The sequence below is a fragment of the Streptomyces sp. NPDC090088 genome, from assembly GCF_044747345.1.
Classification (GTDB): domain Bacteria; phylum Actinomycetota; class Actinomycetes; order Streptomycetales; family Streptomycetaceae; genus Streptomyces.
This window is the reverse complement of the sequence record NZ_JBIVDZ010000004.1, coordinates 211727-224234: the sequence shown is the minus strand read 5'-3', so window position 1 is coordinate 224234 and position 12508 is coordinate 211727. Positions and strand designations below refer to the sequence as shown.

The 12508-nt window shown below is 73.2% G+C and carries 12 protein-coding genes; 6 read left to right on the top strand and 6 right to left on the bottom strand.

What is annotated here, in order from left to right; translation table 11 throughout:
- Positions 1-75 precede the first annotated feature (75 nt).
- On the top strand, positions 76-771 hold the full coding sequence (locus tag ACIPSJ_RS21140; RefSeq protein WP_355727104.1) for a L,D-transpeptidase: 696 nt from the start codon (positions 76-78) through the stop codon (positions 769-771).
- Between the two features lie 29 nt (positions 772-800).
- Here the strand turns inward: ACIPSJ_RS21140 and ACIPSJ_RS21135 are convergent, their stop codons facing one another.
- A complete protein-coding gene (locus ACIPSJ_RS21135) occupies positions 801-2003 on the bottom strand; it encodes a Gfo/Idh/MocA family oxidoreductase (RefSeq protein ID WP_359216474.1) in 1203 nt (400 codons plus the stop codon).
- 141 nt (positions 2004-2144) lie between these two features.
- Between ACIPSJ_RS21135 and ACIPSJ_RS21130 the strand changes: the two genes are divergently transcribed.
- Both ACIPSJ_RS21130 and ACIPSJ_RS21125 read left to right on the top strand, forming a co-directional pair.
- Positions 2145-3293 carry an ROK family protein gene (locus tag ACIPSJ_RS21130; RefSeq protein WP_401347691.1) on the top strand — a complete coding sequence of 383 codons (1149 nt, stop codon included), beginning with the start codon at positions 2145-2147 and terminating at the stop codon, positions 3291-3293.
- Positions 3294-3446: 153 nt separating this feature from the next.
- Positions 3447-3602: a hypothetical protein gene (locus ACIPSJ_RS21125; RefSeq protein WP_359216600.1), complete on the top strand. Its 156-nt coding sequence runs from the start codon at positions 3447-3449 to the stop codon at positions 3600-3602.
- A gap of 99 nt (positions 3603-3701) precedes the next feature.
- Here ACIPSJ_RS21125 and ACIPSJ_RS21120 read toward each other — a convergent pair whose 3' ends face one another.
- Positions 3702-5078: a S1 family peptidase gene (locus ACIPSJ_RS21120; RefSeq protein WP_359216468.1), complete on the bottom strand. Its 1377-nt coding sequence runs from the start codon at positions 5076-5078 to the stop codon at positions 3702-3704.
- Between the two features lie 190 nt (positions 5079-5268).
- Here ACIPSJ_RS21120 and ACIPSJ_RS21115 point away from each other — a divergent pair, with 190 nt between their 5' ends.
- From ACIPSJ_RS21115 to ACIPSJ_RS21105, 3 genes are read left to right on the top strand one after another with little or no spacing between them, the layout of a single operon-like run.
- On the top strand, positions 5269-6441 hold the full coding sequence (locus tag ACIPSJ_RS21115) for a MalY/PatB family protein (protein WP_401347689.1): 1173 nt from the start codon (positions 5269-5271) through the stop codon (positions 6439-6441).
- Positions 6442-6473: 32 nt separating this feature from the next.
- Complete coding sequence (locus tag ACIPSJ_RS21110) at positions 6474-7232, top strand: type 1 glutamine amidotransferase domain-containing protein (RefSeq protein ID WP_401347687.1); 759 nt, start codon at positions 6474-6476, stop codon at positions 7230-7232.
- 9 nt (positions 7233-7241) lie between these two features.
- On the top strand, positions 7242-7637 hold the full coding sequence (locus ACIPSJ_RS21105; protein WP_359216456.1) for a PPOX class F420-dependent oxidoreductase: 396 nt from the start codon (positions 7242-7244) through the stop codon (positions 7635-7637).
- Between the two features lie 31 nt (positions 7638-7668).
- Here ACIPSJ_RS21105 and ACIPSJ_RS21100 read toward each other — a convergent pair whose 3' ends face one another.
- The 4 genes from ACIPSJ_RS21100 to ACIPSJ_RS21085 all read right to left on the bottom strand — a co-directional run bounded on the left by ACIPSJ_RS21100 (position 7669) and on the right by ACIPSJ_RS21085 (position 12452).
- Positions 7669-10368, bottom strand: a complete 2700-nt coding sequence (locus tag ACIPSJ_RS21100) for a hypothetical protein (RefSeq protein WP_401347684.1) — start codon at positions 10366-10368, stop codon at positions 7669-7671.
- 173 nt (positions 10369-10541) lie between these two features.
- A complete protein-coding gene (locus ACIPSJ_RS21095; protein ID WP_401347683.1) occupies positions 10542-11570 on the bottom strand; it encodes an NAD(P)/FAD-dependent oxidoreductase in 1029 nt (342 codons plus the stop codon).
- An 8-nt stretch (positions 11571-11578) separates the two neighbouring features.
- Positions 11579-11965, bottom strand: coding sequence for a nuclear transport factor 2 family protein (locus tag ACIPSJ_RS21090; protein WP_359216447.1), 387 nt, complete (start codon positions 11963-11965; stop codon positions 11579-11581).
- A gap of 67 nt (positions 11966-12032) precedes the next feature.
- Positions 12033-12452, bottom strand: a complete 420-nt coding sequence (locus tag ACIPSJ_RS21085) for a Zn-ribbon domain-containing OB-fold protein (RefSeq protein WP_401348649.1) — start codon at positions 12450-12452, stop codon at positions 12033-12035.
- Positions 12453-12508 lie beyond the last annotated feature (56 nt).

Genomic DNA, 12508 nt, shown 5'->3' with positions numbered 1-12508 from the left:
GGCTACAACCAATGCCGCGCATCGGGCGGTCAAGTACGACGAGACCACAGCACAGGAAAAGGAGACATACATCATATGGGGGACATACGTAGACGAAGTGCCGTAGTGCTCGGTGTCACGGGTCTTGTGGCGCCGCTCGCGCTCGCCGTCACCGCCGCCCCTGCGCAGGCCGCGAGCTGCACCACGCAGGCCGGGCCGTACCAGAAGCAGGTCGAGAAGTTCCTCGGCCGGCCGGTGGACGGCAAGCAGTCCACGGCCGACTGCAAGGCGATCCAGGCGTTCCAGAACAAGCACGGCATCACCCCCGCCGTCGGCTACGCCGGGTCCGTCACCTGGGGCGTGATGGACCTGATGAACAAGCAGAAGGCCGTCGGGAACAACCCCAACAAGGACCGCAAGTGCCCCACCAACAAGGGGCGCATCGCCTGCGTCAACCTCACCCTCCAGCTGAGCTGGATCCAGGACGGCAACAAGCTCGTCTACGGCCCGGTCCCGGTCCGTACCGGCCGCGACGGCTTCGAGACCCGCACCGGTCTGAAGAAGATCTACTGGCGTGACATCGACCACGTCTCGTCGGTCTACAACGTGCCGATGCCCTACAGCCAGTTCTTCGACGGCGGCCAGGCCTTCCACTCGGTGAGTCTCAGCATGTGGAACCCGCCGGGCTCGCACGGCTGCGTCAACATGACCACCACCACCGCCAAGAAGTACTGGTCGCTGCTGAAGACCGGCGACGACGTCTACGTGTACGGCCGCAAGCCGGGCACCTGACGGCACCCGGCCCCGGCCGGCGCCCCGGCTCAGCTCGCCGGGGCGTCCCCGAAGTCCGGGATCTCCAGCCTGGCCCCGCCCTGCCGCGCGGACTCGTGCGCGACGATGCCCGGCAGGGTGTAGCGGGCGGCGACCCACGCGTTCACCGTCGGCAGGGTGCGGGTGTTGACCGCCGTCACGAAGTCGTCCACCAGGAAGTGGTGGCTGCCCTCGTGCCCGTTGTGCAGGGTGTCGAACTCGCGCGGCAGCCGCTCCCGGTCGTGCACCGGCGCCGACCCGGAGGTGAACGCGGCCCGCAGCTCCGGCGCGATGTGCCGCAGCGACGGGTCGTCCGGGGACATCGTGGGCTTGGGTTCGAGCAGCTCGCTGATGTCCTTCACGCCCTTCTTGTCCTGCCACAGCGCCACCGTCGCCAGCTGCTCCATGCTCGCCTCGGTGCCGAAGAACCGGAAGCGCGACTCACGGATGTGGGACGGGTAGCCGACCCGCCGGAACTCGTTCGTACGGAACGACCCGCCGCCCGCCACCTCGAAGAGCGCGGTGGCGTTGGACACGTCGTTGCCGAACTGGCTGACGTCCTTGTCGAAGACGCCGTCGCCGCGGTCGTCGGTGACGCCGATCGCCGACACGCTCACCGCGTGGGTCTGCCAGGCGCCGAGCACCCCGCCCACCGCGTGCGTCGGGTAGAGCAGCGGAGGGTAGCTGGCGGTCGACTTCCAGTTCTCGCCGCCGCTGTAGCGGTAGGCGTCGTAGAAGCCGAGGTCCATGTCGTGGACGTAGTCGCCCTCCGCGTAGAACAGCCGCCCGAAGGCGCCCTCGGCGATCTGGTTGCGGGCGTGCACGGTCGCCGGGTTGTACTGGCTGGTCTCGCCCATCATGTACGTCAGACCGGTCGCCTTGACCGCGTCGATGATCGCCGCGATCTCCTCGGTGGTGATCGCCATGGGGACCGCCGAGTACACGTGCTTGCCGGCGTTCAGGCCTTGCAGGACCAGCGGGCCGTGCGTCCAGCGCTGGGTGAAGATGGCGACCGCGTCGACGTCCGCCGACTCCAGCATGGCCTCGTACGACGGGAAGGTGCCCGCCAGGTTCTGGGCGGCGGCGAGCTGCTCCGCCCGCTCGGGCAGCAGATCGGTGACGTACACGTCGCCGACGCCGGGATGGGCCTGGAACAGCGTGGCGAACTGGCCGGAGAACTGACCGGCGCCGACGATGCCGAGTGAGAAAGTCATGGTGGTTACTTTTGCTTCGGAAGAATCTCCCCGTCAAGGGGCGGAAGGAAGTAGGAAAGACCGCACAAGGGCGCTTCTGCGGCGCACCCGGCGCACAGTAGGGTGGCCGGGTTACTTCAGGTCCGGAAGAAAAGGGATCCCGTGAGCGACTGGCTGCCCCTGAGCCCCGCGGAGCGCTCCGTGGCGATCGAGGTGCTCGTGCACGGCCCGCTGTCGCGCACCGAGCTGGCCCGCCGGCTCCGGCTCTCCCAGGGCAGCCTCACCCGCCTCACCAAGCCGCTCATCGAGTCCGGCCTGCTCGTGGAGGCCCCCTGGGCGGGCGCACCGGCGGAGGCGCGCCAGGGCCGCCCCTCGCAGCCGCTCGACGTGGTTGCCGAGTCCCGCTCCTTCCTCGGCTTCAAGATCACCGACGAGATGGTGTACGGCGTCGTCACCTCCCTCAGGAGCGACATCGTCGCCCGCCTCGACCAGCCCCTGACCAGCCATGACCCCGAGCAGGTCGCCGACCTGCTGGCCGCCATGACGGCCGGGCTCGCCGCCGGGCACCCCACCGTGGCCGGCATCGGCATCGGCGTCGGCGGGTTCGTGCGGGACCACGCGGTGGTCGGCGAGTCGCCGTACCTGCGATGGCGTGACGTCCCGCTGGCCGAGCTGGTCCGGGAGCGCACCGGGCTGCCGGTGGTCGTGGAGAACGACGTGGCCGCCCTGGTCGAGGCCGAGACCTGGTTCGGCGCCGGCCGCGGACTGGACCGCTTCGTCGTGCTGACCATCGGCGCGGGCATCGGCTACGGGCTGGTGCTCGGGGGGAAGCGGGTCCCCTACGCCGAGGAGGACCGCGGCTTCGGCCGGCACTGGATCATCGACCCGCTGGGCCCGCTCACCCCCGAGGGCGGGCGCGGCAGCGCCGTGTCCTTGCTCACCATCCCCAGCATCCGCTACCAGATCCGGGCCGCCACCGGCCGGGACGCGTCCTACGAGGAGATCCTGGCCGGCGCCGCCGAGGGCGAACCGATGGCCGCGCGGGTGATCGGCGAGGCCGGCCGGGCGCTGGGCACGCTGCTCGCGCAGATCGCCAACTTCGTGCTGCCGCAGAAGATCCTGCTGGCCGGAGAGGGGGTCGGCCTGATGGACGTGGCCGGGGACACGGTGCTGGACGCCGTGCGCGCCCACCGGCACCCGCTGGCCGCGCCGGTCCGGCTGGAGACGAAGGTCTCCGACTTCCACGACTGGGCGCGCGGCGCCGCCGTGTTGGCGATCCAGGTACTGGTGCTCGGCGGGGCCGACGGCTGAACTGCCGTGTCCGCCCGGACGGCCGCCACCGTTCCGCATCGAACTCCCGCTTCCGCTTGACACATTGACGTGATGAGTAACACGGTCCGGTATGTCCGTATCGGTCGTACTTACTCACGGCGCCTTCACGTCGATCGGCATATGCTTCACACCATGTCCACCACTGTTGAAGCCGTCACCGAGCGATCGGCCGACGAGGTCAACGAGGAGATCCGGGCCCTGTGGCTCCGGTCGGGCGGGACACTGAGCACCGAGCAGCGCGAGGAGTACCAGCGGCTCGTCCTCGAATGGGCGGCAGTGACCCCGTAGCAGCCGGACCAGGCGGCCTGACCGCCCGTCCCGGGCACCCGCAGGAGCGGGTGCCCTTCTCGTAGGCCTCCGCCGGCCCTCGCCGGACGGCCCTCTCCGTCAGCCCCAAGTAGCCGAGTAGTAGCGCTGGTACGCCTTGCGGTCCTGCTCCGCGCGGATGAAGCGGGTGGCGACCAGGGCGACCAGGCTGCCCCCGACCACCAGCAGACCCGGACCGACGTTGCGGGTGTCCGTGAGCCGGGCGATCAGGCCGGTCCCGTCCGAGGTACCGACCGGCGCCGCCGACCCCGGCGAGGCCGCGCTCGGCGCGATCGCGCTGTGGGTGGCCGAGGTCGAGGGCGTCGGAGCGCCGCTCTGCGCGCCGGCCGCCGCCTGCTTCGACACGATCAGCTGCACGTTCAGCGCGGCCATCGCCCGCGTCACCGGCTGGAAGAACGTCACCCCGCCCACGGTGCAGTCACCGCTGCCGCCCGAGGTCACGCCCAGCGCGATGCCCTCCGAGAACAACGGACCGCCGCTGTCGCCCGGTTCGGCGCACACATTGGTCTGGATGAGCCCGGTGACCGTGCCCTCGGGGTAGTTGACGGTCGCGTTCAGCGCGGTCACCGTGCCGTCGTGCAGACCACTGGTGGAACCGCTGCGGAACACCTTCTGCCCGACCGTCGGATCGGCGGACCCGGTGATGCGCACCCCCTGGCCGTTGCCGATCGCGACCACGTCGGCGTTGTCACCGGCCTTCCCGTTCGCGTACTGGATCAGGGAGAAGTCGCTGCCCGGGAACTGCGTGTCGATCGTGGTGCCGACCTGCTGGTTGTTGCCCTGCCCCTCGTCGAACCAGATGGTCTTGGCCGGACCGCAGTGCCCGGCGGTGAGAATGAAGTCGGTCGTCCCGTTGGTGACGTTGAACCCCGCCGAACAGCGGCCGCCCGTCGACAGGATGGGCTGCGCGCCGTTCAGCCGGGTGGTGAACTTCCCCTCGGAGCGCTGCATCTGCACATAACTGCCGATGCCGGCGGCGACCCGGCTCAGATCCGACCAGTCCGAGGAGGAGACCGTGCTGTCGGCCTCCACCATCACCCGGTTGGTCCGGTAGTCCACCACCCACGCGGTCCCGGCCACCCTCGGCGCCGCCCGCAGCGTCGCGGTCGCCGCCTTCAGCTCGTTCATGCTGTGCGAGACCAGCTTCGGCTCGGCACCCGCCCGCTTCACCATCGCCGCGGCCCGTTCGTCGGTCACCGCGACCACCGGCTTGCCGTCGGCGCCGATCCAGCTGCCCGCCGTACGGGCCGTACCGAGCGTGGCGACCAGCGAGGCGCCGGTGTCACCGGCCTCCGTCGCGGAGCTGAAGGGGACGGCGGACGTGCCGGGAGTCTCGCTCGCCATGGCCGTGGTGACCATCGCGCCTCCCAGAAGGAGTCCGCCGACCGCCGCCAGCTGTGTCCCCCGCCGGACGACCCGTCGTCGTGCGTGCCTCATCCATGGCTCCCGAAACCCCGAACGCGCGGTGCCTGCACCGCGGGGCCCTCCGGTCGTCGAGCGCCCTGCTCTTCATACGGGGGCGGGCGCGGAGGCGTTCACAGCGCCGGTGATCTTTGCGATCCCGTGGCAGTACGACGTGGCCGTCCGCCTCGTTCCCGGGCCGGGCACCGCCGCCTATCTTGACGTCATGACCAGCATTCCGCACGAGAGCCCGGCCGAGCCGAACCCGCTGCGCGCCCTCACCCTCGACCGGCTGCGATGTCGCACGAGCATGAAATGGCGCACCTACCCGGCGGACGTGCTCCCGGTGTGGGTGGCGGAGATGGACGTGCCGCTCGCCGGAGCGGTCGTCCGCGCGGTCACGGAGGCGATGGAACGCGGCGACACCGGCTATCCGGCGGGCACCGCCTACGCCGAGGCGCTCGCCGCGTTCGCCGCGAAACGCTGGGGCTGGGACGGACTCGATGTGGCCCGCACCGCGATCGTCCCCGATGTGATGCTCGGGGTCGTCGAGATGCTCCGGCTGGTCACCGGGCCCGGCGACCCGGTGGTCGTCAACTCCCCGGTGTACCCGCCCTTCTACCCGTTCGTCGGCCACCTGGACAGGCGGGTGGTGGAGGCCCCGCTCGGCGCCGACGGACGCATCGACCTCGACGTCCTCGCCGACACCTTCCGCGGGCTCGGCGGCGGGCGGGCCGCCTATCTGCTGTGCAGCCCGCACAACCCGACCGGCACCGTCCACACCGCCGCCGAACTCACCGCCGTGACCGCCCTCGCCGAGCGGTACGGCGTCCGGGTCGTCGCCGACGAGATCCACGCCCCGCTCACCGCCACGGGAGTCGACTTCGTGCCTTTCCTGAGCGTGCCGGGCGCGGAGCGCGGGCTGTCGCTGATGTCGGCGTCCAAGGCCTGGAACCTCGCGGGCCTCAAGGCCGCGCTCGCCATCGCGGGACCCGGGGCCGCCGCCGACCTCGCCCGGCTGCCGGAGGAGGTCAGCCACGGCCCGAGCCATGTCGGCGTCCTCGCCCACACCGCCGCCCTCACCGACGGCACCGCCTGGCTGGACGCGCTGCTCGCCGGACTCGACGAGAACCGGCGGCTCCTCGCCGACCTGCTCGACCGCCACCTGCCCGGCATCCGGTACCGGCCCGCCCGGGCCACCTACCTCGCCTGGCTCGACTGCCGCGCCCTCGGCCTGGGCGACGACCCAGCCGAGGTCTTCCTGGAGCGCGGCCGGGTCGCCGTCAACTCCGGGATCCCCTTCGGCACGGGCGGCGCCGGGCACGTGCGGTTCAACCTGGCGACCTCCCCGGAGATCATCACGGAGGCCGTACGGCGGATGGCGGCGGCACTGGCCTGAGCGGCCGCGCGCCCGGCTGCCATCATGGCCGCATGCGTGTGCTGATGCCGCTCCCCGACCGCGACTTCGACGTCACCGAAGTGGCCGTGCCCTGGCGGCTGCTGACCCGGGCCGGTCACGAGGTCGTGTTCGCCACCGAACACGCCGGGACCCGGCCCGCCGCCGACCCCAGGCTGCTCACCGGCGTCCTGTTCGGACAGCTCGGCGCCGAGGACGAACCCAAGCGGTTCTACGAACAGCTCACCGCCGCACCGGAGTTCACCGGGACGGTGACGTGGGCCGGTCTGGACGCCGGCGGCTTCGACGGGCTGGTGCTGCCCGGCGGGCACGCGCCCGGCATGCGCCAGTACCTCGGCTCGCCCGAACTCCGCGCCACCGTCGGCCGGTTCTGGGCGCTCGGCCGCCCGGTGGGCGCGATCTGCCACGGCGTACTGGTCCTCGCCCGCACCCAGGACCCGGCCACCGGCCGCAGCGTCCTGTCCGGCCGCCGCACCACCTGCCTGCCCAAGTACATGGAACGCACCGCCTATCTGACGACCGCCTGGCGCCTGGGCCGCTACTACCGCACGTACCCCGCCTACGTCGAGGACGAGGTGCGGGCCGCCCTCGCCGACCCGGCCGCCCAGTTCGAGCGCGGCCCCCGCGTCCTCACCCGGCGCGGCACCGCGAACGACGACACCCCCGCCTTCGTCGTCGAGGACGGCGGCTATCTCTCGGCCCGCTGGCCCGGTGACGCCTATCTCTTCGCCCGCCGCTACCTCGACCTGCTCGAACGGCCCACCGGCGCCTAGACTTCCGCCATGGACGACACCACCGGGACGGACCTCGACCGGCTCGGCGCCGGCAAATACCTGCTGGTCACCAGCTACCGCAAGGACGGCACACCCGTCCCCACCCCGGTGTGGGTGGTGCGGGACGGGGACGCGCTCGGCGTCTGGACGGTGGCCGACAGCTTCAAGGTCAAGCGGATCCGCCGCCGCGCCGAGGTCACGGTCGGCCCCTGCGACGTGCGGGGGAACGCCGCCGGCGACCCGGTCGCGGCCACCGCCGAGATCACCGACGCGGCCACCGCCGCCCGTTACCGCAAGCTGATCGCCCGCAAGTACGGCATCGCCGGCCGCTTCGTCCTCCTCGGCAGCCGGCTGCGGCGCGGCGCCGACGGCACGGTCGGCATCCGGGTCACCCTGACGCCCTGAGGAGGCCGCCGCCTCCCCAGGGCGCGTGCGGTTACGGGGCGTCCAGCACCCTGCCGGTGAGCACCAGGCCACCCGGCAGCGGGCTGCCCTCGTCATCGGTCTGCTGGAAGGTCACCGTCTCGGTGTCCTCCCTGACCTGGTCCTTCACCGTGGGCACGGTCACGTCCAGGCTTGTCCGACCGGCGGGGACGTCCAGCCAGAGGTAGAGGCCCTCCACCTTGGACAGCGGCCGCTCCGGGTCCGGCTCCGCGCCCGAGGCGTCGGCCAGCCAGCGCGGGTCGACGTCCTTCGTGGACAGCTCCGGGCCGGTGACCGGGACCGGGACGAACAGCGAGGCGATGTCGGTGTCCGCGGCCTCCGACAGCGAGATCCGCCACTTCAGGGCCGAGCCCTCGGTCACCTCGCCCGCGAGCGGGGTCACCGTGACCGTGGGCGCCGGGTCGTCGTTGCGCACGGTCAGCCCGCCCTGGTAGGAGCCGACCACGGTCCCGTGCACGGCCTTGACCAGTACGTCGTACGACACGTCGGTGCCGAAGCGCGTGTTGCCGCGCACCTCGACCGGGACGTCGACGTCATGGCCGCCGGGCCGCGCGGTGACCACACGGTCCTTCGCGGTGCCGGTCGCCGGGTCGACGACGTACACCCGGACCCGGCCGCTGCCGTGCCCGGACACCCGCACCGGAACGTGGTACGTGCGCACACCCGAGTCGCCCTCGTCGACCGTGACCCGGCCGACGTCCACGCGCGGCAGCGCCGCCGCCCGGACCGCCGGGGTGCCCGGCCGCCAGCCCCAGGCGTCCATCAGCCAGGCCTGCCCGGATCCCGAACGCGGTGTCAGCTCAAGGGACTTGACGGAGCCCAGGTCCACTCCGGCTGCGCGGGCGGCGGTCAGCGGTACGCGCAGCTCCCGCGCCCAGTAGGACGCGGTGCGGTCGCTGCCCGGCAGTCCGTCGACCTGGACCCGGCCCAGTGTCGCCCTGCGCCCGTGGGCGTCGGTGACGGACACGTCGAGCCGGGTGCCCCGGGAGTCGGGCGGCACGAAGACCCGCAGCGCGAGCGACTCGGCCGAGCGCAGGGAGACCGGCCGGGCCGGCCGCACACGCGTCGGGGAGCCGGCGGACGTCCAGCGCAGCGCGATCGCGTGCCGGCCGCTCTCCCGGGCCGTAGCCCACTGCGCGAAGTGCGGTGAGGCGCCCTTGGCGCCCTCGCCCAGACAGGCCACCGCGGGATCCGGGTCGACCGCCGAGCACAGCCGGCCGCCGGTCACGGTCACCTTGCCGTCCGGCAGGAACCCGGCACCGCGGTTCGCGCCGACCGCGTGGGTCAGCACCCGCGCCGGGTCGGCGGACGGCGCCCGCCGCCCGGAACCGTCCAGCAGCGGACGCACCCGGTCGTCGCCCGCGACGAACAGCCGGGCCGCCGCCGCGATGTAAGTCGAACCCGCCCGGTGCTGCTGGTCGGCGGTGAGCCGGGTCGCGGCCCCCGGCGAGCACACCGGGTCCCGGTGGTCCGGGTCGTCGTAGAAGTCGTCCTCCGCCGGGGCCTGCGCCTGCCCCGGGGTCCACTCGGTGTTGAAGAAGTTGTGGTCGGCGCCGATCACGTAGACCGCGCTGTGCAGGGCCTTGCCGTCGCTGACCGCGCGGGTGCCGTCGACGTACACCTCGCCCTGGAGGTCGGAGACATCGCCGTCACAGCCCGGCAGGATCGTGACCGACGGCACGTCCGGCACCGGGTTCTGGCCGAAGACGGTCGGACCGATCAGCACGGTGCCGCTGATGTGCCAGCGGACCTTCCCGTGGTAGCCGTCCTGGTCGGCGGGCGGCGGGTACAGGCTGTCCAGCGCGGCCCGGTTCACGCCCTCGCCGCCCCGCGAGTGGCCGATCAGCAGCACCCGGGACAGGTCGGCGCGGGGTGCCTCGCGCACGATCCGGGGCGCGTGCCGCGGGTCGTGCGCCCAGTCCGCCCACCGCGCCAGGTGCAGCCGGATCAGCGACGAACGGGCCTGGGCGCCGCCGTCCTCGGCCTGCCAGTCCTGGCCGTTGATCCCGTTCGCCGAGATCGACACGGTCACATAGCCCTGGGAGGCCAGCAGCCGCTGGTCGCGGAGGTAACCCCGGTGGCTCGGAATCGGCAGCGTCCCGGCCGGGCACGGCCAGGCGCCGGAGACGTCGTCGTCGCCGCCCTGCGGCTTGTAGCAGGTCCCGTGGCGGCCGTGCAGGAACAGCGCCAGCGGGCGCGGACCGGCGATCCCGGTGGGCGCGACCACCACGGCGCTCATCTCGACCGGGACCGGGAACCCCGGCAGGCGCACCGACCTGAGCCGGTACGAGCCGGTGGTCGTCCGGTAGGAGCCCGGCTTGCCCGGGTCCACCCGGCCGGCGGGCAGCGGAGCCGGGGGCCGGGCCGCCGACCTCGGCGCCGTGTCCTCGGAGGGACCGGTGTCCAACCGCCGTCCGCCGGACCAGACCTGCAGATCCTTCAGGCCACCGGGCCGCGCGCCGTCGAGACCGAGCCGGAAACCGTGCCCGTCCCGCTCCGGCCTCGGGACCCCCAACAGCCGTCCGCCCGCCCGGAACTCCACCCGGGCATCACCCATCGGCACCCGTCTGCCCGACCGCCACACCAACTGCGGCGCCGATCCTCCCTCGTCGATGCGCCACCCCGGTGGCAGTTTCGTCCCGGCCGCCGCCGCGACCGGTGCCTCCCGCGCCTGTGCGGCGGTCCCTGACATTCCTCCCGCGAGCGCGAGCACCGCCGCCGCGGTGACCCATATGCGCCGGGTACGGACCAATGTTCCCCTCCTAGGAAGGCGAGCCGGGGCGCCCCGGAAGTCCCGGGGGCCCCTCGCGTTCCGGAGGACGGGGAGGAGAGTCTGTGGGTTGCCTGTGAGGGGGGAGGGATTGGTCAAGTACGGGGAGGGCGGCACCTGTTGAGCTCGGGGGCGGGACGGCCGGTGGTCAGCTCCGCCGCGACCAGGCGGCCGACGGTGGGGGCGAGGGTGACGCCGGAGTGGGCGACGGCCAGGTACGCGGCACCGTCCGGCGTGAGCGGGCCGATCAGCGGGCCGCCCTCGGGCACGGGACGGACGCCGACCCGGGAGCCGGTGATCCGGCACTCCCCGGCCCCGGCGCCTTCGAAGGCCGCGCGGAAGAGGGCGGCGGCCGTCTCCGCGCTCGGCGTCGCATGGGTCAGCAGCAGCCGCCCCGCGCTCACCTCGCGCACCTCGAAATCCGGCCCGGCCACGATGCCCCGGACCAGTCCCGGGGGCGCGGTCAGCCGGAGCAGCCGGGTGGGCGAGCCGGCGACCGGCAGGCCGACGCCCAGGGGCGCGGCCAGTTCGACGACGCCCGTGCCCGCGGCCAGTACGACGACGGAGGCGGGCCGGAACCCGGCCCCGGTGTCGACGCCCGTGACCCGCCCGGCGCGGGTCCGCAGTGTCACGGCGGACGCCCCGTACTTGACCCGGGCGCCGCGCGCCCGTGCCGCCCGCACCAGCGCCGCCGTGACGGCGACGGGGTCCACGCCCGCGTCGGACGGCGTGTGGACGGCCGTGTCGGGGGGTGTGCGCAGGCGCGGCTCCAGGGCCTGGATCGCGGCCCGGCCGATCCGGTACCTGCCCTCGGGGAGCCGGTGCCGATCCGTGCCGGAACCGGACGGCGCCGGCCAGGTGAGCGAGCCGGTGCGGCGCACGGCCACCTCCGGCACCTCGGACTCCAGCCGCCGCCAGTCCGCCAGGACCGATCCGCGCAGATCCGCGGCGCCCCCGGGCCAGTCGCCGGAGGCGCCCCCGATCCACGCGAAGGAGTCCCCGGTGACTCCCGCCGCCGGGCCCGGTCCGCGCTCCAGCAGGGTCACCGGCACGTCCGCGCACGCCAGGTGCCAGGCCACCGACGCGCCGAGGATCCCGGCGCCCACGACCACGACGTCCGCCATCGCGGGGCCTACTCGACGCCGGGCGGTACGACCGTGGCGTGGTGGTAGTACATGCGCCAGCCGGTCCCGCCGTCCCGGCTGCGCCACAGGGAGCTGTGCCGGGAGCGGCGGTCGCCGAGGCGGGCGTCGAAGGTCACCAGGACGAGGCCCGGGGCGAGTTCGACCCCGGTCATGCCGGAGGGCTCGTACCGGGGGCCGTCCTGCGACGCGCCCGCCTTGTCCGGGAGTTCGGCGAGTGTCTGCTCGTAGGTGAACCGGCGGCCCGAGGCGCCGACCTCGACGAACTCCGGGTCGAGGAGTTCGCGGGCCAGTTCGCGGGAGGCGCGCACCTCGGGGTCCATGAGGCGCAGTTCGCCCGCGATCGCGGCGGCCACCTGGGCTGATGCATCGTCCATGGGAGGCATCTTCGCCCGGGTGGCCGGCCGTCGCGCAACCGGGTTTCCGACACCGGGTTTCCGGCCGTCAGCTCCAGGCGCGGTACGGCTCGTCGAGCAGCTGGAAGACCGGCTCGCCCCGGACCGGGTCCTTGGCCGTGGAGAGCTTGACGCGGTCGCCGCTGTGGATGCCCATTGCCGGGCCCATGACCCGGCCCCGCACGACGAACCCCTCCGCCATCTCGATCAGCGACACATTGCGCGCGGCGGGCGTGTTGCGGTGCACCACCGTCGCGTGGCGGACCGTGCCCGTGCCCTCGCTGCGCTCGGTGCGCAGTTCGCTGCCCTGGCAGACCGGGCAGAGCAGCCGGTGGTACATGGCGGTGCCGCACCAGGTGCAGCGCTGGAAGACGATGGCGTCCTTGTGACGGTCCGCCGGGGCGGGGTCGAGGACGCCCGTCGCGAATCCGACCGCCGACTGCGCGGCGCTCGCCGAGTGGTGATACACGCTGGTCAACTCCCTGCGTTCGCCCGGAATCCCGAATCCCGCGTGCCCGGACCCGG

Bases quoted from the DNA above. Each gene is read 5' to 3' on its own strand.
- ACIPSJ_RS21125 (WP_359216600.1), top strand. From the start codon at position 3,447: ATGTCCACCACTGTTGAAGCCGTCACCGAGCGATCGGCCGACGAGGTC.
- ACIPSJ_RS21105 (WP_359216456.1), top strand. From the start codon at position 7,242: ATGGACGACACCACCGGGACGGACCTCGACCGGCTCGGCGCCGGCAAA.
- ACIPSJ_RS21115 (WP_401347689.1), top strand. From the start codon at position 5,269: ATGACCAGCATTCCGCACGAGAGCCCGGCCGAGCCGAACCCGCTGCGC.
- ACIPSJ_RS21140 (WP_355727104.1), top strand. From the start codon at position 76: ATGGGGGACATACGTAGACGAAGTGCCGTAGTGCTCGGTGTCACGGGT.
- ACIPSJ_RS21135 (WP_359216474.1), bottom strand. From the start codon at position 2,003: ATGACTTTCTCACTCGGCATCGTCGGCGCCGGTCAGTTCTCCGGCCAG.
- ACIPSJ_RS21095 (WP_401347683.1), bottom strand. From the start codon at position 11,570: ATGGCGGACGTCGTGGTCGTGGGCGCCGGGATCCTCGGCGCGTCGGTG.
- ACIPSJ_RS21110 (WP_401347687.1), top strand. From the start codon at position 6,474: ATGCGTGTGCTGATGCCGCTCCCCGACCGCGACTTCGACGTCACCGAA.
- ACIPSJ_RS21090 (WP_359216447.1), bottom strand. From the start codon at position 11,965: ATGGACGATGCATCAGCCCAGGTGGCCGCCGCGATCGCGGGCGAACTG.
- ACIPSJ_RS21100 (WP_401347684.1), bottom strand. From the start codon at position 10,368: ATGTCAGGGACCGCCGCACAGGCGCGGGAGGCACCGGTCGCGGCGGCG.
- ACIPSJ_RS21120 (WP_359216468.1), bottom strand. From the start codon at position 5,078: ATGAGGCACGCACGACGACGGGTCGTCCGGCGGGGGACACAGCTGGCG.